The organism is Proteus hauseri (assembly GCF_040139125.1).
Lineage (GTDB): Bacteria > Pseudomonadota > Gammaproteobacteria > Enterobacterales > Enterobacteriaceae > Proteus > Proteus hauseri_B.
In genome coordinates this window covers 645,684-668,319 of the sequence record NZ_JBEEUB010000001.1, presented here as the reverse complement: position 1 = coordinate 668,319, position 22,636 = coordinate 645,684, and the positions used below count along the sequence as shown (strand labels likewise).

Annotated in this window: 19 protein-coding genes and 4 tRNA genes; 8 read left to right on the top strand and 15 right to left on the bottom strand. The window is 37.1% G+C overall.

The window, feature by feature from the left end:
* The first annotated feature begins 266 nt into the window (after nucleotides 1-266).
* From ABN099_RS03085 to ABN099_RS03075, 3 genes are all read left to right on the top strand, one after another.
* Complete coding sequence (locus ABN099_RS03085) at nucleotides 267-449, top strand: hypothetical protein (protein WP_349462221.1); 183 nt, start codon at nucleotides 267-269, stop codon at nucleotides 447-449.
* Nucleotides 424-1,977 (top strand): YadA C-terminal domain-containing protein, encoded by a 1,554-nt coding sequence (locus ABN099_RS03080; RefSeq protein WP_349462220.1) that lies wholly within the window; start codon nucleotides 424-426, stop codon nucleotides 1,975-1,977. The genes ABN099_RS03085 and ABN099_RS03080 overlap by 26 nt, the downstream gene beginning before the upstream one ends.
* Before the next feature lie 118 nt (nucleotides 1,978-2,095).
* Complete coding sequence (locus ABN099_RS03075) at nucleotides 2,096-2,413, top strand: hypothetical protein (protein WP_349462219.1); 318 nt, start codon at nucleotides 2,096-2,098, stop codon at nucleotides 2,411-2,413.
* Between the two features lie 231 nt (nucleotides 2,414-2,644).
* On the opposite strand, the gene ABN099_RS03070 is transcribed toward ABN099_RS03075, so the two are convergent.
* The 7 genes from ABN099_RS03070 to ttrS all read right to left on the bottom strand — a co-directional run bounded on the left by ABN099_RS03070 (nucleotide 2,645) and on the right by ttrS (nucleotide 10,890).
* Nucleotides 2,645-3,055, bottom strand: a complete 411-nt coding sequence (locus ABN099_RS03070; protein WP_349462218.1) for an acyl-CoA thioesterase — start codon at nucleotides 3,053-3,055, stop codon at nucleotides 2,645-2,647.
* A gap of 108 nt (nucleotides 3,056-3,163) precedes the next feature.
* The gene (locus tag ABN099_RS03065; protein ID WP_349462217.1) at nucleotides 3,164-3,943 is read right to left on the bottom strand and encodes a PhzF family phenazine biosynthesis protein; all 780 of its coding nucleotides are present in this window, start codon (nucleotides 3,941-3,943) and stop codon (nucleotides 3,164-3,166) included.
* Nucleotides 3,944-4,067: 124 nt separating this feature from the next.
* Nucleotides 4,068-5,603 carry a peptide MFS transporter gene (locus ABN099_RS03060; RefSeq protein WP_349462216.1) on the bottom strand — a complete coding sequence of 512 codons (1,536 nt, stop codon included), beginning with the start codon at nucleotides 5,601-5,603 and terminating at the stop codon, nucleotides 4,068-4,070.
* Nucleotides 5,604-6,023: 420 nt separating this feature from the next.
* The gene (gene mdtG, locus ABN099_RS03055; RefSeq protein ID WP_349462215.1) at nucleotides 6,024-7,232 is read right to left on the bottom strand and encodes a multidrug efflux MFS transporter MdtG; all 1,209 of its coding nucleotides are present in this window, start codon (nucleotides 7,230-7,232) and stop codon (nucleotides 6,024-6,026) included.
* 269 nt (nucleotides 7,233-7,501) lie between these two features.
* The gene (locus ABN099_RS03050; protein ID WP_349462214.1) at nucleotides 7,502-8,443 is read right to left on the bottom strand and encodes a Kdo(2)-lipid IV(A) acyltransferase; all 942 of its coding nucleotides are present in this window, start codon (nucleotides 8,441-8,443) and stop codon (nucleotides 7,502-7,504) included.
* A 76-nt stretch (nucleotides 8,444-8,519) separates the two neighbouring features.
* Nucleotides 8,520-9,119: a tetrathionate respiration response regulator TtrR gene (gene ttrR / locus ABN099_RS03045; RefSeq protein ID WP_349462213.1), complete on the bottom strand. Its 600-nt coding sequence runs from the start codon at nucleotides 9,117-9,119 to the stop codon at nucleotides 8,520-8,522.
* Between the two features lie 13 nt (nucleotides 9,120-9,132).
* A complete protein-coding gene (gene ttrS / locus ABN099_RS03040) occupies nucleotides 9,133-10,890 on the bottom strand; it encodes a tetrathionate respiration histidine kinase TtrS (RefSeq protein ID WP_349462212.1) in 1,758 nt (585 codons plus the stop codon).
* A 164-nt stretch (nucleotides 10,891-11,054) separates the two neighbouring features.
* On the opposite strand from ttrS, the gene ttrB reads away from it, so the two are divergent.
* From ttrB to ttrA, 3 genes are read left to right on the top strand one after another with little or no spacing between them, the layout of a single operon-like run.
* Nucleotides 11,055-11,795, top strand: coding sequence for a tetrathionate reductase subunit TtrB (gene ttrB / locus ABN099_RS03035; protein ID WP_349462211.1), 741 nt, complete (start codon nucleotides 11,055-11,057; stop codon nucleotides 11,793-11,795).
* Nucleotides 11,792-12,820, top strand: a complete 1,029-nt coding sequence (gene ttrC, locus ABN099_RS03030) for a tetrathionate reductase subunit TtrC (protein ID WP_349462210.1) — start codon at nucleotides 11,792-11,794, stop codon at nucleotides 12,818-12,820. Before ttrB ends, ttrC begins: the two co-directional genes overlap by 4 nt.
* The gene (ttrA, locus tag ABN099_RS03025) at nucleotides 12,813-15,893 is read left to right on the top strand and encodes a tetrathionate reductase subunit TtrA (protein WP_349462209.1); all 3,081 of its coding nucleotides are present in this window, start codon (nucleotides 12,813-12,815) and stop codon (nucleotides 15,891-15,893) included. The genes ttrC and ttrA overlap by 8 nt, the downstream gene beginning before the upstream one ends.
* 341 nt (nucleotides 15,894-16,234) lie before the next feature.
* On the opposite strand, the gene ABN099_RS03020 is transcribed toward ttrA, so the two are convergent.
* The 6 genes from ABN099_RS03020 to ABN099_RS02995 all read right to left on the bottom strand — a co-directional run bounded on the left by ABN099_RS03020 (nucleotide 16,235) and on the right by ABN099_RS02995 (nucleotide 19,666).
* Entirely contained in the window at nucleotides 16,235-16,837 is a 603-nt protein-coding gene (locus ABN099_RS03020) for a LuxR C-terminal-related transcriptional regulator (protein ID WP_349462208.1), read from the bottom strand.
* Between the two features lie 282 nt (nucleotides 16,838-17,119).
* Nucleotides 17,120-17,374 (bottom strand): biofilm formation regulator BssS, encoded by a 255-nt coding sequence (bssS, locus tag ABN099_RS03015; RefSeq protein ID WP_349462207.1) that lies wholly within the window; start codon nucleotides 17,372-17,374, stop codon nucleotides 17,120-17,122.
* A 211-nt stretch (nucleotides 17,375-17,585) separates the two neighbouring features.
* Nucleotides 17,586-18,638 carry a dihydroorotase gene (gene pyrC / locus ABN099_RS03010; RefSeq protein WP_349462206.1) on the bottom strand — a complete coding sequence of 351 codons (1,053 nt, stop codon included), beginning with the start codon at nucleotides 18,636-18,638 and terminating at the stop codon, nucleotides 17,586-17,588.
* A 202-nt stretch (nucleotides 18,639-18,840) separates the two neighbouring features.
* Nucleotides 18,841-18,916, bottom strand: a tRNA-Asn gene (locus tag ABN099_RS03005).
* 313 nt (nucleotides 18,917-19,229) lie between these two features.
* A tRNA-Asn gene (locus ABN099_RS03000) sits at nucleotides 19,230-19,305 on the bottom strand.
* Nucleotides 19,306-19,590: 285 nt separating this feature from the next.
* Nucleotides 19,591-19,666, bottom strand: a tRNA-Asn gene (locus tag ABN099_RS02995).
* Nucleotides 19,667-19,967: 301 nt separating this feature from the next.
* On the opposite strand from ABN099_RS02995, the gene ABN099_RS02990 reads away from it, so the two are divergent.
* Both ABN099_RS02990 and ABN099_RS02985 read left to right on the top strand, forming a co-directional pair.
* The gene (locus ABN099_RS02990; protein ID WP_349462205.1) at nucleotides 19,968-20,909 is read left to right on the top strand and encodes an AraC family transcriptional regulator; all 942 of its coding nucleotides are present in this window, start codon (nucleotides 19,968-19,970) and stop codon (nucleotides 20,907-20,909) included.
* Nucleotides 20,910-21,002: 93 nt separating this feature from the next.
* Entirely contained in the window at nucleotides 21,003-21,593 is a 591-nt protein-coding gene (locus ABN099_RS02985; protein WP_349462204.1) for an NAD(P)H-dependent oxidoreductase, read from the top strand.
* Nucleotides 21,594-21,747: 154 nt separating this feature from the next.
* On the opposite strand, the gene ABN099_RS02980 is transcribed toward ABN099_RS02985, so the two are convergent.
* Nucleotides 21,748-21,823, bottom strand: a tRNA-Asn gene (locus ABN099_RS02980).
* 157 nt (nucleotides 21,824-21,980) lie between these two features.
* A complete protein-coding gene (locus ABN099_RS02975; protein WP_349462203.1) occupies nucleotides 21,981-22,487 on the bottom strand; it encodes a YlaC family protein in 507 nt (168 codons plus the stop codon).
* Nucleotides 22,488-22,636: the final 149 nt, after the last annotated feature.

Here is a 22,636-nt window from a genome sequence, read left to right as displayed (position 1 = left end):
AATATAAAATATAAAATATAAAATATAAAATATAAAATATAAAATATAAAATATAAAATATAAAATATAAAATATAAAATATAAAATATAAAATATAAAATATAAAATATATAATATATAATATATAATATATAATATATAATATATAATATATAATGTATAAAAATAAAAACATGTATTACTCTCTATACGAGTTAATTATTTATGGAGAGTTGTGTGAATATGAATAAAATTATTTTTTTAAAGCAAATGTATTATTAATTTCATTGTTTTCAACATCACTTTCATATGCGCTAAATACCACTAGTTTAGGACCTGAAAGTAAAGCTGATGGTAATGAGTCTACTGCCGTAGGATATAATACATGGGCGTATTCTGACCAATCAACGGCTATAGGGGCTAGTGCAGGAGCAGAAGGGAAAGGTGCGACAACGATTGGACATAAGTAGTACTACCATTGGCGATAACTCATTATCAATAGGCAGTGGAGCGGTGGCTATTGGAGATGATTCTATCTCTATTGGTGATAAAGCCTATGGTGATAATTCGGGGTCTATTAGTATAGGTAAAAAAGCAAGAAATAATGCTGAAAATGGTGTGATTTTAGGCAGTGGAAGTTTTTTAGCAGATACGGCAAATAATACCGTTATTTTAGGTGGTCAGACCTCAGGTGCCGCAAGTGACGCTATTATATTAGGAGATAAAAGTAAGAATAACCGTAACAATACGCTATCTATAGGAAGTGATAGTAATACAAGGCAGATAATTTATGTTGCCGCAGGAACCGCTGATACAGATGCGGTGAATGTTTCACAATTAAAAGAGACAAAAGATAGCGTATTAAAAGAAGCAGATAAGCATATTACTGAAAACAATAAAACTATTTACAGTAAAATAGATGAAGAGAAAACTAAAATATTAACAGAGACAAATAATCAAATTACTGAGAATAATAAAAAGATTAAATCTGATATTGATAAAGCAAGCGAATTAGTTTTATCAAAGAGTGAGAGTAAAGCAGCAGATTTAGCAAATAAGGCAGAAAGAAACGCAGAAAACAGTGCTAATCGGTATACTGATACGAAAATTAAAGGTCATCAAGCAGAAGCTGTTAATTATATTAATGAAGCTAAGAATGAGTTTTATATTTATAATGATAGTAAAATGACAGAAATGAAAAAGGATGTGGAAAATTATACAGATAAAAAAAGTGATGAGATAAAAAAAGGTATAGAAGTATATACTGAGAATAGAGTTGTTGAATCTGAAAAAACAATTAAAGAATATACCAATAATAAATTAGTTGAAATTGAGGGGAATGGTAAAGAATATACAGATTTTAAAGTGAATGAACATAACGATAATGTTGTTGAACATGTTAATAACGCAAAAAAAGAAGTAGAAGCATTTACTGATAGCCGAGTTAAAAAAACGCAAAGAGATGCAAATAATTATACTGATGTTGAAATTGGTAAAATTACAACAGGCATCCAAGATATTTTAGGAAAAAATAATGAAAAAATAGTAAGAGAAAATGAGAAATATATTACTCAAAAAGGTAATGAATTTATCATAGAGACGAATACTATTATTAGAGAGAGAGAGGGATCTTTAAAAGAACATATCGAAAAATCTAAGAATGAATCTATTTTTATTGCTAATGAGTATACCAATAATCAGATCAAGAATATTTTTATTGATAACGATGCTTCTTTACAAGCAATGGATCATAAAATAGACAAAGCAGATAAGAGAGCGAGTGCTGGTATTGCATCTGTTGCTGCTATGGCAAATATTCCCTATGTCACTAACCATACGTTTAGTCTTGGTGTTGGTGTCGGTAATTATCGTGATGCGAATGCATTTGCGACGGGTGCCCAATATCAGATAAACAACAGTACGTTGATCCGTGTTTCAGCGTCATGGAATACGGAAGATAGAGCTGTTGTGGGGGGCGGTGTTTCTTATGGCTGGTAGCAAAACTAAATAAGATTTATTGCAAAGTAAGGTTGTACCTTTTTATCTGATAGATTGGCTTTTCGCCTTAAGATTAGGATAATAAGTATTACAACCTTTGTTTATATTGGAAAATATAATGATTTATCTCCATTCTGGTGGTGGTGATTTAACCAAGCAAGTGAGAGTAAATAAAGCAGCAGCAGATAAAGCGCTAGAAATAGCTCAAGATAAAAATCAGCCCACTTTGCATATTGAGTCAGTAAGTTATTTTTCCCCAGAGCTTGAGAAAATAAGTGCAATATTATTAACGGAGCCTTCTATTGAATTAGCATTGGATATCTGTCGAAAATACTCGCAAGATATTGATATTATTATTGCAGAAAGTGCTACTACGGGTATGAAATTAACGGTTTGTCAGATTGAATTTGCAGTGACAAAAATCTGTGTGTTATGACGGTTCTCAACAGCGAGTTATCCACATTAACTGTGGATAACTCTTGTCTTACATGTTAATAATCAATTTAATTATTGATTTTATTGGTTATTTTTTTTTGATTGAAAAATGCTCACGGTGTTTTTTTACTGTAATTTAGTATTATTACGTAAATATGTATCCGGTTAATATAAAATCACGTTTTTTATCGATGATTTAGTTTAAAAAAGAATTTGTTATCTTTATTAGATACTACTTATCGAATAATGGTGTCGGCTTACCATTGTTATCTACCGCAACAAAATTAAACTGTCCATGGATAACTTCTTCTCGTCCTTCTGCGTACATATCTTCAAGAAATATAGAAACATTAACGGTTAAGCTTGTTCTACCAACACGAATAACTTCACCCACAAGCTCAATAATAGTGCCTGAAGGAATTGGGTGATTAAAGTTGATTTTTTCGGTGGATACCGTGACTAAACGCTTACGACTAAAACGTGTTGCGGTGATAAAAGAGACCTCATCCATCCAGGCTAATGCAGTACCACCAAAAAGAGTAGAGTGATGATTGGTTGTGGTAGGGAAAATAACTTTAGATACGCGTGTTACTGAATTTGTGATTTTATTTTGTAATTCAGGTGATAAATCAGCAATGGACATAACAATAAAACCTTATTTTTCGATACAGTAGGGAATAATATCCCCACAGTATAAAATAGAGAAAAATGAAAGCAAAGTAAGATGGATAGATGATAATGGCGTCTGTAATTAAAAAGTAATACTGCCTTGTAAAAAGAGCGTTGCTTCTCCAGTGAGTAAGATGCGCTTATTCTTAAGCTCACAAAGTATATTTCCCCCTCGTTTTGATACTTGTCTGGCATTTAATTGTGTCTTATTGAGTTTTTCTCCCCAGATTGGTGCCAATACACAATGAGATGTGCCTGTAACAGGATCTTCATTAACACCTTTTTTTGGGGCAAAAAAACGTGAAACAAAATCAAAAGGGGCATGACCTTTAGCCGTTAATATTATACCTGGCAAAGGTAGCTGGCTTATTTTGCCGAAATTAGGCTGATAGTTAATAACGGTTTCAGGCGTGGAAACTAAACAGGTGTATCGATCATGAGATACCCAAACTTCATCTATTTTAATTGCTAAGTCAGCTTCAAGTTGTGCTTTTATCTCTTCATCTATGGTTGCGGGTACTTGTGGAAAATCTAATGTAAAGCTTGATGAGTGGCAGGATACCGCGAGTTCACCAGACAGCGAGTCAAATGTAAACAGCGTTTCTGGCATTTTTTTGATTGTCTTTAACACAAAAGCGGTTGCAAGTGTTGCATGACCGCATAATGGCACTTCAACTTTAGGTGTAAACCAACGAATATGGTTACCAACTAAAAAAGCGGTTTCTGGTAGATTAATTTCATTGGCTAAGGTTAATAGAGTGGTATCAGGGAGCCATTTATCTAACAAAATAACCGCGGCTGGATTTCCTGAAAAAGGCGTTGAAGAGAAGGCATTTACATAATAGATGGGAAGAACAGCCATAAAATTACCTTAGTTATAAACAATAAATAATAAGGTAATGAGATTAAGTGTTTTATACAATCGCTGCAATAGCAACAAAAAAGCCATGCCTTACTGTTAGGCATGGCTTTAAGTCGAGAGTTAATTACGCTTTTGCTTTCTCTTTATCATCCGCACTTTGTAAAAGTTTACGAACAGGAATAATTAATGCAGCCAGAGCAACTGCGCAAATTACCAGTGCGATGGAAACGTGAGAGAAAAAGTCTGGCATAACATCGAGTTTATCTGGGCGAATATTCCCCCCCATCAGACCTGCGGCTAAGTTTCCAAGTGCGCTTGCACAGAACCATAGCCCCATGACCTGACCACGCATCTTCGCGGGTGCTAAAATAGTCATGGTAGCAAGACCGATAGGGCTTAAGCATAACTCGCCCAATGTCAGTAAAAAGATACTCGAAATTAACCAGAGTGGTGAAACACCATCACCTGTAGCAATAACACTTTCAGAGGCATACATCATGACGGTAAAACCGCCAGCTGCAAATAAAATACCAATCACAAACTTAGTCATGCTGCTTAAATTCATATTCTTACGCGCTAGCATTGGCCATAACCAACTAAATATAGGGGCGAGTATGATAATAAAAAGCGCATTGACAGACTGGAACCACACCGCTGGGATCTCAAATCCCATAAAGTTTAGATCTGTGTAGTCATTAGCAAATAAGTTAAATGAGGTTGGTTTTTGCTCAAATGCAGACCAGAAAAGTGCTGCTGAAACCAATAATAAGAAACAGACAAATAGACGTGAACGATCACTACTACTTAATCCAGCAAATAGGAATAAATAGATAAAATAAGCAATCACACTGCCTGAAATGACATAAACCATAAAGTTTGCGACTAATACCGGATTAAACGCAATAACGCCTGAAATGATCAATGCCACAATAGCGATAAGTACGACGGATAATGCCATTACCCATTGAGCAACATTACGACGGATAACAGTAGGGCGATCCCAGCTTGAATCGAGTCCTACTTCACTATCAAAACGACGCATTGTTGGTACTGCGTAGAAGCGGAAAATCAGTAATGCGACAAGCATACCAATACCACCAATACCAAAGCCCCAATGCCAGCCATAATCACGAACTAACCAGCCAGTGATAAGCGGTGCAATAAAGGAGCCCATGTTAATTCCCATATAGAATAGAGAAAAACCACCATCACGGCGTGTATCATCTCTTTTATATAGGGTTCCGACCATTACGGTGACACAAGTTTTAAATAATCCTGTTCCTAATACGATAAGTAATAAACCGATAAAGAACAGGTCTTGTGACCAAAACGCAGAAAGCGCGATAGAAAGATGGCCTAAGGCAATAAAAATGGAGCCGTACCAAACAGCTAGCCGCTGTCCTAACCAGTTATCAGCCAACCAACCACCAGGTAGTGATGTTAAGTAAACACCACCTGCGAAAATCCCGACAATAGCAGAAGCCTGCTCTCGAGGGATATTCATACCGCCATCATAAACGGTTGCAGCCATAAATAAGATGAGTAATGGGCGAATACCGTAGAATGAAAAACGTTCCCACATTTCGGTGAAGAAGAGGGAGCTCAGTGGATAAGGATGGCCAAAGAAAGTTCGGCTTGATTTTGAGTGAGTAGATTGCATCTTAAAATCCCAAAAAAAACCTCTACAGGTTGTTTGCAAGTAAAAAGAACAAAATAACAGCAGGTGGCAAAACAAAACGATTTCATTCTGTTATCAATTGCTACTGCATTTAATTAATATATTTTTAACATACTTTTAGCTCACGTCAGTGATTAAAAGCATATTTAATACTTTATAAACCATTTTTTGGTGCAAAAGTCGATAAAAATCTCATTTTGCAATAGTTAACCTTGCTATTTTTTGAAAAAAAAGGACAAGAAAATTTTAGGGGGGGTAATAAATTGCGGTTAAGAATTTTCTTAATAAACAGTAATTTACAAAATCAATAAGAAAAAAAATAACAATTAGGGCTTTAAAAGCAAAAGTGTAATTTTTTGTAGAAAAAAAACTATTAACTTGCCTTATCTATGGTTTTTTTGACTACTTGTTTGAAGGCTTTCTAAAGCTCACCCATGAATAAATAAGATTAAAAAATACAACCGCAGCGGTGAAATAAAAAACAGCTCTAAAACCATAGCTTGCTGCCACAAATGCGCCCATTAACGGTCCAGTAACATTTCCTATATCCCTTAATGCTTGGTTATAACTGAAAACTCGACCCGCAATAGCAGGTGTTATGTTATACAAAATAAGCGTTTGTACCGCGGGTAACATCGCGGCATTGACTGCGCCTAATAAGAATCTTAATGCGCCTAACTCCCAATAATTTTGTACTAATGCCATCGGAATTAGCATGAAAATAGAGAGCCCTAAGGTAAAAATAAGCACTTTATCAGGACCAATTCTGTCGCCTAATTTACCAAATCTAGGGGCACTAATTAACGCGGCGATACCGGGAACTGAGGCGACAACACCACTAATAAAAGCAAGATTTGCAACTGAACCACTAAGATCACGTATATAAAGAGTTAAAATAGGTGTAACAGAACCAGTGGCGACTTGAATAATCATTGTGGTGAAAAATAAACAGATAACGAGTCTTTTATTTTTAAGTGATGAGAAAACTTGTTGTGTAGATAATGCATCTTTTTTAGAAACAGGCGTGAAATTTTCACTGACAAAAAAAAGTGTCACTAAAAAGCAGATAAATAAAACGGCTGAAGTGATAAAGAAGACAGGGCGTAAACCGTAGAGGTCTGCAAGCATTCCTCCAATTAATGGACCGATTAATGCACCACTAACAGCACCCGTTGAGAGAGTTCCTAATGCCCAACCACTTTTTTTAACGGGAACTTGTGTCGCAATTAACGCATTAGCATTAGGAACAAAGCCACCTAATACTCCAAGCAAAGCTCGTAAAATAAGTAAATGCCATATATTTTGGGCAAAACCCGTCAATACCATAACTATCGCCATGCCAAGAGCAGAGCGTAGTAGCATTAACTTTCTGCCTTTTCTATCGGATAGTTTTCCCCAAAAAGGGGCTGCAATAGCAGAGAATAGAAACGTAATACTAAAAGCAACACCTGTCCAAAGGTTTAATTCTTCATGATCTGTAATTCCTAGCTCTTCTACATAAAGAGGTAAAAAAGGCATGATTAAACTAAAACCGGCACCAGTTAGAAAACAACCGAACCAGACAACATAAAGATTGCGTTTCCAAGAGTTATTTCGAGGTTTTAGATTCATGTCACTCCTTTGGTCAAGAAAATGAAGAGTAAACGCTGAAAATAAGCTAAAAATAACAGCAATTACATCGTATTTGCTGTTATTTTTCTATTTTCTTCTTAATAAGAATATAGCCATGATACAGAATAAGAACGATAGGTCTTGTTCTTATAATTTATTTTTGCAGGAGTTTACAGCTTGTGCAGTTAGTATTTTTATTATTGTTATATTTGAGAATGGTTATATTTTTAAGTGGCTGCTTTTTTTATTAAAAACAGCCACTTTGTCTATCAGTGTACTTTCTTTATCTCATTATATAAAGAAGGTTCGCCCTCAGGGCGTGTTTTAAAGCGACGATGCAGCCACATATATTGGTCAGGTGCCCGTAAAATTTCTTGTTCAATCACTTTATTCATTGCTATAGCACTGTTTTCTTCGCTATCAAGAGGAAAATCAGCAATCGCAGGTGAAATGATAAGTTCATAACCTTTACCTTCAGGTAAACGTTTAGGGGTAAAAGGGACAATTGCCGGATTACTGACTCGCGCTAAAATATAGGTTCCCGTAATTGTTGCCGCTTTTTCCACTGCAAATAATGGGACAAAAACACTTTTACGAGGACCGTAGTCATGATCCGGCGCATACCAGATGATTTCACCCGCTTTTAAACCGCGCAGCATACCTTTGATATCTTTTCTATCAATCATGTATTTATTGGAGCGAATTCGCCCCCAGGTTTGCAGCCAATCCATTACTGCGTTGTCGTTAGGGCGATAAACACCAACACCGGGATTAAATATGCCAAAAATGCGAGCACCAAGTTCAAGTGTAAGGAAATGGATACCAATAAGTAGGATCCCTTGCCCTGTTTCTTTAATGTTGTAAATATTCTCTACACCACTGACTTTAAACCAGCGTTTAACACGCCAGTCGGGCCAAAACCAAGCCATTCCCGTTTCAAATAAACCCATGCCTACAGACTCAAAGTTTTTATTTAACAGCGCCTCTCGCTCATTTTTGGGCATTTTTGGGAAACAAAGCTCAATATTACGTTCTGCGATTTGTACGCGTTTTTTTAAAAAAACTTTAGATAAACGACCTAGTCGGGTGCCTAACCAATAAATTACAGGATAGGGTAACAAAACCAGAAGGTAGAGTACGCCAATCCCAAACCAAGTCAGCCAATATTTTGGCTGTAAAAATGATGCTTTAAATGGGGGGGACTTTATCATGAGCCTATCTATTTACTATTTTCCAATGAATATTCTGTATTGTGACACTTTTTCGCAAAAATCAGAAATTTTGCTATCAATTAGGTGCGACAATATCAATACCTTGTAGTGCAGTCACTAATTCAGCAATATTTTTCGCCGACATTTTTTCCATCACTTTCGCGCGATGCACTTCTACCGTTCGTATAGAAACACAAGCCACTTCTGCAATTTCTCTATTCATTAAGCCCTGAATAACGTAGTGAGCAATATCTTTTTCTCTCGGGGTTAATGATGCATAACGACGACGAATATCATGCGCCATAAAACGTGATTTTGTATCATTAAACGCAGCATCAAGCGCTAAAAGTAGAGCACTGCTATCGACTGGTTTTTGTAAGAAATCGATAGCCCCTTTTTTTATTTCTTCTACCGCCATCGGAATATCACCATGTCCGGTAAGGAAAATCACTGAAAGTGTACTGTGTTTATCAATAAGGTATTGGTGTACTTGTCTGCCATCAGGTTTAGGCATTCTCATATCTAATAGTACGACACCAGGCTGATATAGATTGATATTGTTAATAAAGAACTCACTATCATTCCACACATGAGCCGAGTGACCCAAACTCTCTAATAGAAACTGACAAGCATCAGTAACAGCCAGATCGTCATCAACAAGATGAATTGTTGGCATTTATCCTCCGTTATTAATTTTTTTTCGGGAAAATCAAAGTGATTTTTATCCCAACTTTATTATTTTCATTGGTCTGATTATCAATATGAATATCAGCGCCTTGCGAGAGTAATAAACGCTGGCAAATCACTAAACCTAATCCAAGACCTTCTGTTTTTGTGGTTTGGAATGGTGAAAATGGTTGTTCTAGTTGGCTATGGCTCATTCCACCTGCATCATCTTCAATAACAATTAATAATCTGTCAGGTGCTTTGTGTGTACTGATTTTTAGTGTTTCAGTACCCGCTTGCAGGCTATTAGTGATTAAATTAGATAATATTTGCTCTAATAATGTTTCAGGTAAGCACAATGTATCATGCTCATCAATATGGGTGATAAGCGAAACCTGAGGATATTTTTCCTCTACTCGCAATAACTGCCAAATATGCTGAATACACGTTGCGATATTTTGCTCTACTAAAGGTATATTCTCCATATTAGAGGAGTGCTTTCCAACCCATAAACGGAGATTTCTAATAATATCTGCACCACGCTGAGCTTGTTTGTCTATTTGTTGTAAAGCGGGTAGTAAAGGATGAGATTCATTCTCTTTTTGTAAGCGGATCACACTACCTTGCGCGTAGCTTTTAATTGCCGAAAGTGGTTGGTTAAGTTCATGTGCAAATCCCGATGCCATTTCACCTAAAATATTTAAACGTTGTGCTTGCTCTAGCTCTTCTTTATGTTTTCTTAATCGATTATGTGCTTGTTCTAATTGACGGCTTCTGCGTCTCACTAAAAAGCTTACCCACACTTGATTGAGTATTAAAAAGAGAACACCACAAAAAGAGAGTGCCAGAATAAAGCGATGTTGAATCGCCCATATTTTTACATCTTGCCAAAGTTGCCTCTGTTGAGGATGTTGATTAACTTCTCTTAGCAAATTTTCTACCTGAGTATGAGATGCAGGGGCTCCCCATTTCATTTTAGGTTTGCTTTCATCCATAAGTAGGGTACGAGTTACTTTATCGACTAATTCATCCGGCACTGTATCTAATGCGGCAAATGACCAATTGGGATAAAGCGGTGTACTCGTTAAACAAGGCGTTTTGGTTTTATAAGAAATAAGAGGGCGAAAATCACTTTTACGAACTAATCCTTCGTTATCCATATTTTCTAATAAACAGACAGGAATAATTGCAGCATTAATATCGTTATCACGCAGTTGATAAAGTAAGGCGTCGGCAGGAAAACCAGAAAAACGTAAAGTAAAATCTTTGTCAGGATCAACACCTTTTTCACGTAGTGCTTTATATCCTAAAAGATAACCACCAAAAGCATCTGGTGCGATGGCACCTACGCGCTTTCCTATTAATTCATGAATCGAGGTTATTGGACTGTCATTGCGCACTAAAATTAGGCTGCCAATAACATTTCTTGTGGTGTTATCAGGCTCATAATTAGAACGTAAAGAGAGTAACCAACGCAGTGGGAAGGCATTATCAAGTTGCACAAACTGAGCCGGATTGGTGAGCAGAAAATCGACATTTTTTTGAGCCACTGCTTGTTTCATTTCTTGTAAATTTAATGGCAACAAGGTGAAGTTTTCTGTTGGAAACTGTTCGTTAAGTGTTTCGATTAATGGTTGCCAGTGTCTTTGGGTTGAGGCATCTCCCCGTAACGCTAATACACCAACCGTCCACTCTTTTGCATGTAATGGAAATGAAAATAATAGCAGCATTAGGCACATTGCAATGATGTACTTAACCCCAATTGTCTGTTTTGTCTTCATAAATATCTAATGTTAAATATTGTTTTGGATCAAATTCATACCCGGTATGTGGTAAACCACAATAGGTGAATTCCTCGGTAATTTTTACAATGCCCTTAACATTTTACTTTCTATTCCCTTCGCTCATTACGACATGTACTTACTGAGTGATACTGGAGACAAATATGGATCTTGGAAAACGAAAACTCTTACAACAATTAGGGGTCCTTACTGCAGGTGCTTCGCTTGTTCCTTTCGCGCAAGCTGGCATTAAGTTATCACCAGAGCGTCGTGAAGGTTCGGATGATAAGCGTTATGGTATGCTGATCGATTTACGTCGCTGTGTAGGATGCCAGTCCTGCACTGTGAGTTGTAATATTGAAAATCAGACACCGCAAGGACAATTCAGAACGACAGTAAACCAATATCAGGTTGCTATCAAGGGGCAGGAGGGAATTACCAACGTCCTATTGCCAAGATTATGTAACCATTGTGACGAGCCTCCTTGTGTTCCTGTTTGCCCAGTTCAAGCTACTTTTCAACGTAAAGATGGCATTGTTGTTGTTGATAACGAACGCTGTGTTGGTTGTGCTTATTGTGTTCAAGCATGCCCTTACGATGCCCGTTTTATTAATCACTCTACGCAAACGGCAGATAAATGTACTTTCTGTGCACATCGCTTAGAAGTGGGCTTATTACCCGCTTGTGTTGAATCTTGTGTCGGTGGTGCGCGTATTATTGGTGATATGAAAGACCCAACAAGTACGATAAGCAAAATGATTCGTACCCATGAAAAAGAACTTAAGGTATTAAAACCAGAAAGTGGTACCGCGCCGCAAGTGTTCTATCTCGGCTTAGATGATGCATTCGTACAACCATTAATTGGTCAGGGGCAACCCGCATTATGGCAGGAGGTTCACTCATGATCCCGCAAGTCTCTCAAATTCAAGAAGTGATGGCTATTCCTCAAGAATACTTCTGGTTGCCTTGGGCTGTGCAATATTTCTTTTTTATCGGTATTGCTTGTTGTGCAACGCTTTACGCTTGCTGGCAATGTTGGAAAGGCAGTGCGAGTAATCAGCGCTTAGAAGCGGTTGCGGTTTTTATTGCTGTAACAGCAGGGATCACAGCACCTCTTGCATTAACCGCAGATTTACACCAAACCGCACGTGTTTGGCATTTCTATGCTTATCCAACACCTTGGTCGTGGATGGCATGGGGCTCTATATTATTACCACTCTTTTCTGCATTCAGTATGCTTTATTTTGCGGCAATGGTGGTGCGTTTAGTTTGGAAGCGTGAATACAAATTAACCCGTTGGGTTGCACTTGCTTGTGCATTAACGGCAATTGGTTTGCTGTTATATACAGGTCGAGAAGCCTCTATCTTAAAAGCGCGTCCAGTGCTGTATACCTACTGGCTACCAATATTACTGTTCTTTAGTGCGATGCAAGTCGTTCCAACACTGCTTGCTTTAGGTACACGCCGTGAACCCGTTCATCAACGTGAATTAGCAATGTGGTTTATTAGTTCATTAATGCTATTAGCCGTATGTACAGGTTTTTGGATTGCAGGGGATACTATTTCAGGTGCTGCAATCAGAGAACAATTAGTATTTGATAGTTTGGGCTGGTGGTGTGCAATGGGGATTATCGCGTTATGGATTATCTCTGTCGCAATGGGTGCTTCAATGGCAATGCAAGCACGCTCAGTGCTCTTTATTACCGCAATGGCATTAGTATCAATGGGATTAGCGTGGGCATTACGCTGGTTAATGTTGATGGGTAGCCAATATATTCCAAAATATAACATTATTACAAACCCTTATGAATTTCCGTTAGGTAATGACGGGCTATTAGCAATCATTGGTACATTCGGGCTTTGGATAGCGTTAACTATTATATTCAGAGAAAGTATTCGTTGGGTTGTCAGGAGAGTACAGCATGGCTAAGTTTACAAGACGTCAATGGCTTAAAGGTGGATTGGTTATCGGTGGTATCGCCGCATTTGCTACCAGTTACCGCGATGTTGCTAAACGTGCCGTAGATGGTCTCGTTGATGGCACATCAGGAAAAGTGACACTCGATAGGATCAACGGGAACTCATTATTACCAGAAGGTAAAGTTGCTAAAGGTGCAGTTTGGCAACCTAATACAGACCAAGCGGTTTGTATGACTCAATGTTTTGGTTGCTGGACGCAATGTGGTGTTCGTGCTCGTGTTGATAGAGAGAACAACAAAGTATTGCGTATTGCAGGTAACCCTTATCATCCACTTTCTCATGACCACCATTTTGGCTATAACATGCCAATAAAAGAAGCCTTTGAAAAAATGGGTGGAGAGAGTGGATTAGAAAATCGTTCCACGGCTTGTGCTCGTGGTGCAACGATGATGGAAAGCCTCGATAGTCCAACACGTATTTTAGAACCAATGAAACGAGTAGGTAAACGTGGTGAAGGTAAGTGGAAACGTATTAGTTTCGAACAGCTTATTCAAGAAGTTATCGAAGGTGGTGATCTATTTGGTGAAGGTCATGTTGATGGCTTACGCGCTATTCGTGATTTAGAAACACCTATTGATCCTAAACAACCTTCTTTAGGGCCTTTGGCTAACCAACTTCTAGTGACAAATGCCGGTGATGATGGGCGAGATACGTTTATTCGTCGTTTTGCTCAAAACTCGTTTGGTAGTAAAAACTTTGGTGCTCATGGCTCCTATTGTGGATTAGCGTATCGTGCGGGTTCTGGTGCATTAATGAATGACCTAGATAAAAATGCCCACGTAAAACCAGATTGGGATTATGTAGAGTTCGCACTATTTTTAGGTACATCACCTGCACAATCAGGCAATCCATTTAAACGTCAAGGTCGTCAGCTTGCGAATGCACGTATTCGTGACTCTTTTAACTATGTTGTTGTGGCACCCGCATTACCATTAACCACAACGTTAGCGAATGATCATGGACATTGGGTACCAGTACAACCGGGTACTGATGCTGCATTAGTGATGGGAATGATCCGCTGGATCATTGAGAATAAACGCTATAACGCTGAGTATTTATCAGTACCTAGTGAAATCTCAATGCAAAATGTAGGTGAGAAAAGTTGGACTAACGCAACGCATCTCGTTATTAGCGATGAAAAGCATCCACTTTCAGGTCAAATGTTAACGACTGCGCATTTTGGTGATGTTGCTGAGGGTGAAGAAGTAAACTTAGTTCTGTCACTCGATGGTGAATTAACACCAGCAACAAAACTTGATCGTGCACAATTATTTGCAACACATAAAGTTACATTAAAAACAGGCGCTGAAGTTACCGTAAAATCGAGTTTTCAGTTACTTGATGAAGCCGCTAAACGTATGACATTGGCTGAATATAGTGAACGTTGCCACGTACCAGAAAAAACAATAGAAGTACTTGGTCGTGAGTTTACTAATTATGGACGTAAAGCTGCGGTTATCTCTCATGGCGGTATGATGAGTGGTAATGGTTTCTATACATCGTGGAGCGTTATTATGCTTAACGCACTAATAGGAAACTTAAACCTAAAAGGTGGCGTATCTGTTGGTGGTGGTAAGTTTAATGGTGCAACGGATGGTCCTTGCTACAAAATGGATAGCTACAAAGGTAAAGTTAAACCTAAAGGCATGGTGTTATCCCGTAGTAAAGCAGCATATGAAAAATCAGATGAGTATCGTGAGCGTGTAGAAAAAGGCGAATCGCCTTATCCGGCAAAAGCGCCATGGTATCCGTTTGCCGCAGGGCAATTAACAGAACAATTAGGTTCAGCATTAGCTGGTTATCCCTATTCATTAAAAGCATGGATAACCAATATGACTAACCCTGTTTATGGCATTGCGGGTATTCGCCAAGTAATGGAAGAACGCCTTAAAGATCCAAAACATTTGCCATTAATTATTGGTGTTGATGCGTTTATGAATGAAACCACAGCACTGGCAGACTATATTGTTCCTGATACGCATAACTTTGAAAGCTGGGGTTTTAGTGCTCCGTGGTCTGGTGTTCAGGTCAAAGCAAGTACAGCGCGTTGGCCGATTATTGAACCTCGTGTTGCTAAAACCGCAGATGGACAGCCTATTTCAATGGAAACTTTCTGTATCGCAATAGCTAAGGCACTGAATTTACCAGGTTTTGGTGATAAAGCGATTGAAGATATGGAGGGTAATTTCTATCCGATTAACAGTGCAGAAGATTATTATTTGCGTGTTGCTGCCAATATGGCATTTATGGGTGAGAAACCTGTTGCTCCAGCAACCAATGAAGACATTTTATTAAGTGGTGTAGATCGTATTTTACCCGCAATGACGTCGACATTGAAAAGTGAAGAAGTACTTCGAGTCGCTTATATTTATACCCGAGGTGGACGTTTTGCACCTTATGAGAAAGCTTGGAATGGTGATGCCACAGGACCGCAATGGAAACAACCACTGCAAATTTGGAATGAAGAAGTAGCTAAAAATCACCATGCAATCACAGGTGAACGTTATAGCGGTTGTCCGACTTACTATCCACCACGTTTATCTGATGGTAGTGATATTCATCAGCACTATCCTGAGAATCAATGGCCACTTAAATTGATGTCATTTAAATCTCATGTGGTAAGTAGCTCAACGGGAATGATCCAACGTTTAAGAATGGTTAAACCGACAAATTTGGTGGCAATTAACCCTCAAGACGGTAAAAAATTGGGTGTTAACCATGGTGATAAAGTTCGAATTGTAACACCAGGTGGTCAAGTAGAAGCTGAAATTAGCTTGCTTGATGGTGTTATGCCGGGAGTTTTAGCAATAGAACATGGTTATGGTCATCAGGAATTAGGTTCACGCCAACATTATTTAGATGAGCAGCCATTACCGATGGATAAAGGTATTGGTAATGGTATCAACTTAAATGATTTAGGATTTGCAGATCCAACAAGAGAAATCAGCAATACTTGGTTAGATTGGGTTTCAGGGGCTTCTGTTCGTCAGGGATTACCTGCAAAAATTGAACGTATTGCTTAACGTTGTATTAGTGTATTAGTCTAAAATGTTAGGGTGCTAAGTAGGTGCCCTAACATTTTATTAGTAACGTTATTATTTATTATTAATCATATTTAATAATAACGTTATGCCCTACATATTTAATTGTTTATTTTAATTGTTTATATTCATTCAGATGGTTCACACGCCCAATTGCCATCAAATTTACAGTGAGTAACTATAGGAAATGGACTCCTTTTTTACTTTTCTTTTTTTGCCACTCTTTTGTCATTCTTTTCTGTTTTTTTCTAATTGTTTTATATTTTATTAAATATTGTTAAAGTTAATGCGGTTATTATATTTACATAATTATTTCTATATGTTTACTTTTCATAAATATATTTAAGTATGTTATAGATAAAAAATAGTTCTATTCTGTTTTTGACGTTGATTTTTTCTGTTATATGTCTTTTGTGTGAGTAAACCGTACTATTGCTAATTTTCAGTTTCTTAGCTATTTGGTGATTTGGTAATTCATTCATCCAATAATTAATAATTTTTTGCTCTTGAGTACTAAATATAGAGCATAAAGAGTGATTATAGGTTGGGAAGACAACTTGGCTACGAGATGTTAGTAACGATGTTTTATCAAGAACCCAAGAGAGGATCCTTTTTGGTAGAATAAAACAGTTATTTGTCAATGCGATAGGTCTTTCTTTGTCTGGGTAGTTGGCATCTATATAAAGATAAAGTCGACACTGTTTAGTCGAAAGAAAGAAATATTGAAGATGTTCGCAATGCGATGTTTCTCGACAGTATTTTGTAAGATTAATAAAAATGATGTCTGGCATTGAACTATTTATATAATTATTTGCATTTTTAATTGATGAGGTATCAATAATTTCATGCTTTGAATTCTTTTGAGATAAGAAACAGCGTATTCCATTGCGAGTAAAATAACATTTATCAATAATTAATACTTTCACAAATAACTTCCTTGTTAGCTTCTTTCTTTATTTATTAAAATAGAGATAACTTGGTTTGGTGTCAATTCGGCTTATATATTATTTTGTGAAAGATATATCGAATAAAAAAAATATAATTATTCTGCTATTTAATGAATATTTATTATTTAATAATATTATTATCATATTTACTAATGCTATGAAAATAATAAGGATATATGAAAATGTTTATGGGATATGTAAATGAGAACAGGAGTACATTGTACTCCTGCTTTGCGTTCTATATCTTTTGACATTTTCTTATTAATGCTTGGTGTTGTCTGAAACAGAGTCTTCAGATGACTCAATTTTATCGATACCAGCTTGGAGAATATGAATCAACTGCTTTGCAACATCTGTTGTGAGCCAAAGTGTTTTATCTACAACTGCATTTTCAGGATGATGTTCGTTTTCAGGAAGATAGTGTAAACGCAACATCATGGCATCGTAGATGTCAACGGTACTGATATCCCAGCCTACAACAGGGTGAGTCTGAATAACTTCATTTTTTCTACTCATGATACCTCCTAATCATACAACCGGTTTTGACTAAGAGAGAAGCTCCCACAGATGTGGTTACTTTTCAGTATACGAGATCTATTGTGATTAAAAAGGAAAATTTTTGTTGTAATAAAAAAGTGTGTGCTGGCTCAGATAAAAAGAGAAATGCGCCATTAATCTACTATTACAGATATATGGCGCATTGAAAAGAAAATATCAAGGAAGATTATTAATTAGTAGTAATTTCCCAATAAACATTTTCATTTGCTAAGAAAGGTATTAGAGGCTCGTTATCACAAAGAATTTTAGCCGGGGCTTGTACCGATTTCTCTGTTAATGTAATGGTGCCTTCATTAACAGGTAATCCATAAAAACGAGGTCCGTTAAGAGAGCAGAAGGCTTCAAAGTGTTTTAATGCATTAAGTTCTTTAAATACAGTTGCATAAGCTGCAAGTGCAGTAGGGGCATTAAAGACACCGGCGCAACCACATGAAGACTCTTTACGATGCTGTAAGTGTGGTGCTGAATCAGTCCCTAAGAAAAAGCGAGAGTGACCAGATGCTACGGCTTGTCTGAGTGCTTCTTGGTGAATATTACGTTTAAGGATTGGTAAGCAGTATAAATGAGGTTTAACACCACCAACTAACATATGATTACGATTAAACATCAAATGTTGAGGTGTGATTGTTGCGCCAAGATATTGATTTCCATCTAATACATACTGAGCTGCTTCTTTTGTCGTGATATGCTCAAAAACAATTTTTAGTTCAGGAAATTGCTGGCGTACTGGCGACATAACACTGTCAATAAAACGAGCTTCTCTATCAAAAATATCTATCTCTGCAGCGGTTACTTCACCATGAATAAGTAGCGGCATGCCGATTTTTTCCATCACACTTAATATAGGATAAATTTTTGTGATATCGGAAACACCATGGCTAGAATTAGTTGTGGCATTAGCAGGATAAAGTTTACAAGCGGTGAAAACACCTTGTAAAAAGCCTTGTTCAACTTCTGAAGGCAGTGTGCTATCAGTAAGATAACACGTCATTAGTGGTTCAAACTGATCGCCTGTAGGAATAGCCGCTTTAATACGGTCACGATAGGCTCGAGCTGCTTCAATGGTAGTAACGGGTGGAACAAGGTTTGGCATTACAATGGCTCTGCCAAAATAACGACTGGTATAAGGAACTACGGTTTTTAGCATGTCATCATCACGAAAATGAACATGCCAATCGTCAGGACGGCGGATGGTGATAGAGATAGGTTGTGCAGTGGTCATATACCGGCTCCGTGTGTCTTAGGAAAATCGAAAGATTCAGGATTGGATTGGACTATATAGATAGTCAAGCCGGGATAAAATGATAGAACGAAAACGATTAAATAGCTACCATTTAATGGTGTTTTTTATTATTTATAAAAGTGTAGTGTAAGGTAAAACAGAGAGTAAAATCAAAAGGTTACGAGGGTGACACAAATGGAAATGGCTCCTCCAACTGGACTCGAACCAGTGACATACGGATTAACAGTCCGCCGTTCTACCAACTGAACTATGGAGGAATTGCATTAAGTGGCGTGTATCATATAGCGGTAAAAAGAGGATGTCAAAGGGCAATCGTCGGATATTGGTTTAAATGAATAGATAACCAACAGATTGAATAGTTTCAAATCAAACACGCTAAAAAAGAGCGGTTGTAATGTTATTAACTGAAGGGATGGTTTATCAAGAAACGAGTTAATAAATAATAGATCCTAGGAAAAATATCTAAGGCAGTAAAACAGAGGCAGATAAAATAGGAAGTTAGGGAATAAAGTAAAGTAGGGATATAGACAGTATAAAAACAAAAACCCGCACTAGGCGGGTTCTTAAATTTGGCTCCTCCAACTGGACTCGAACCAGTGACATACGGATTAACAGTCCGCCGTTCTACCAACTGAACTATGGAGGAATTGTGCTCTTGCGAGAACGAGAACGAGAACGAGACGAATAATAGCGAGGCTGGTGGAGCTTGTAAAGTAAAAAAAGTAAAATAATGGTTTAAGTGGTTAAAAAATAACTAATTTATCTATTTTGTATGAAAAAAAGTCGTTTTGAGAAGTGTGGAGCTCGTTATTTTGGCTGTGAATACTTAAAGAGTAATAAAAAGAGAGAAAAAAATAATACAGGACTAAAGATAAACGGACTGAGCTGAGATAAGAAAAGCAAAAACCCGCACTAGGCGGGTTTTAAAATTTGGCTCCTCCAACTGGACTCGAACCAGTGACATACGGATTAACAGTCCGCCGTTCTACCAACTGAACTATGGAGGAATTACATTCTCGTGAGAACGAGGCGAATAATAGCCATCCTCTGTCACCTTGTAAAGTAAAAAAATGAAATAAATGACTGTTCGCTCAAGAGTGCATCGTTTTGTTTCTTTTTTAACAAAAATGTATAAAAAATAGATGGTTATCTATAGTTGTTTTTATGTTTACTTTAAATTTAATCTGAAAAACAGATGGCATATAAAAGAAAGTAAAAATTTCACTTTTTAAAAAGAGGATTTTTTACTCAAATTTAAATATACAATTATGACAGCGTTTAAAACATATCAAATATTTCGGTGCTTTTATGGATACAACACAATTACCAACACCTATTTTGGCTGAATTTGAACAATTCAAAAAAACGCTGATTAGGCATACTCAAGAAAATGAAGGTGGATGGGATACAACTGTTTCAAATCTTGCGTTATGCCGCTATACCACAACAACAGAACCAGAAGGGTGGATGTATGAGCCTAGTTTGGCAATAGCTGCACAAGGGAAAAAAAGGGTAATAATAGGACAAGCTACACACTGCTATCATCCTATGAATATGTTGCTGACTTCATCAGATATTCCAACGTTTGCCAGTGTGTGCCAAGCTTCAAAAGAGCTACCATTTCTAGCGGTGCTTTTAAGGTTAGATCTCTCTTTGCTACCAGAACTTCTTGCGGAAAATAAATTTCAATTGATGAAAGAGGATCACCAGCAACAAGCTCAGCAAGTTGTTCACGTTACCGCACCTATTTTACAAGCAGTTACAAGGTTGATTAACTTAATTGATACACCTGAAGATGCCCCTTTTATTGCGCCACTTATTCAAAAAGAGATCCTTTATTATCTATTAAGATCAACTGAAGGTGCTCGCCAGCAGTTACTTTCTTCACAAAGTACGTCTTGTCGTCAAATAAGTGATGCACTTGATTGGATAAAACAGCACTATCGCCAATCTATCAAAATTGAAGATTTAACCATGTTGGTGGGTATGAGTACTTCTTCTTTTCATTACCATTTTAAAAATCGAATCGGCATGACCCCCTTACAATACCAAAAATGGTTACGACTTAATGAAGCACGAAGAGTGATGCTGATTGAAACAGTTGATGCCGCACAAGCTGCATTTATTGTGGGATATGAAAGTCCTTCTCAATTTAGTCGAGAGTACCATCGCTTGTTTGGATTATCCCCGCTAAAGGATGTGCAGCGACTAAAAGAAAATCAATCTCGAACAGTATATTTGGATAATTAGGCAAGAATCATGGATAAATGAGTTAAGGCTACTATGGATGATTGAGTTAGAGTTATTCTCATTATTATTTCTTGTATTAATAGGGAGTCCATTGTGACCAATGTTTTTATTGTTAATGCCTCAAAAGAGTTTGATGGTTCAGAAGGGAAACTAAACGACCATTTAGTTGAGGTCGCAACATCACTATTATCTTCATATTCAATCAATGTGAAATCCACGCGTATAGATGATGGATATGATAATGATACGGAAGTGGCAAAATATTTATGGGCTGATGTGATTATTTATCAAATGCCAGCATGGTGGATGGAAGGTCCCTGGATTTTAAAAAAATATATCGATGACGTATTTAGTGCGGGTCACGGCAAAATGTTTATTGATGATGGTAGAACACGTAAAGACGCGACTAAAAAATATGGCTCTGGTGGGTTGCTTCAGAATAAAAAATATTTACTATCAGTTACTTGGAATGCACCTTTTGAGTCATTTGAAGAGCAAAATCAGTTCTTTGAAGGTAAGGGGATAGATATGGTTTACTTTCCATTCCATAAAGCGAATCAATTCTTGGGGATGGATGCATTAAAAACATTCGGTTGTTTTGATGTGGTTAAGCAGCCTCAAATTGAGCAGGATATTGAAGCTTATAAAAAACATCTTGAACATGAGATTGTAAATAACCAATAAAAGCCAGTGAGATTATAAACAGAGCATTATTGCATTATCTATATAAAGAAAAGACAACTTAGAAAAAGAGTGAAAGAAAAAGATAAAGCGTAATGATAGTGATTAATAAATGATAGATAGCAAAAAGCCCGCATTAAGCGGGCTTTTCTAAATCTGGCTCCTCCAACTGGACTCGAACCAGTGACATACGGATTAACAGTCCGCCGTTCTACCAACTGAACTATGGAGGAATTGGGTTCTTCATGAGAACGAGGCGCATAATAGCGATGATATATCAGAGTGTCAACGCTAAAAGTGGATAAAAAATCCGTTTGGTTGCTTTATCGACAAAGCGGTTAAAAAATAGAAGTTATTCTCCGTATTTGGTCAGTAAATACGGAGAATAAGTTATGCTTGTGGGGAGAGTTGCGACGTTGAGAGTGGTTTGATTGCTGGATCAAATGCCATTAGATAGATGTCATAAAAGTGAATTTCTTGCTTTTTATGAATAATATCATCAATTTCATTTTTTATTTCCTGTGCAATAGCTGGATGTTGGCGAATTTCATCTATTGCTTCATCTGAAATTTTTTCAAATGTATACCATTCACCGTTGTAACATACTCTTAAATCAAGCACCCCGATGTCTTCAAACTTATAGACAGGCTTTATATCAAACAGCAAAACACCAGCCATAACTAAAAACATAACAGTAAAAATAGTCAGTGATATCAAGCCAAAATAGGGTGAGTAGATTAATAATGCTGCGAGTAAAACATAAGAGAGCACCATACTGATACATAGCCAAAGATGATTTTTTAAAAACTGGCTATTAAAGTGTGGTTTGCCATCCCTTTTTTCGGCTCGATTAATTCGATCTAGATCACGCTCTAAGATTTCTTTTAATATACTCATTGTAAACACCTTAAGAGATGAATGTTGCAAACTTGTTTCTTGTTAATAGATTATCATGGAGACCAGATAAGCGGGTAGAACAGTTTTTTCAAATTTAGCACTTAACTGTTATTGAAACTTGATTGAGACTATTCTTAGTTGTTGTTAAT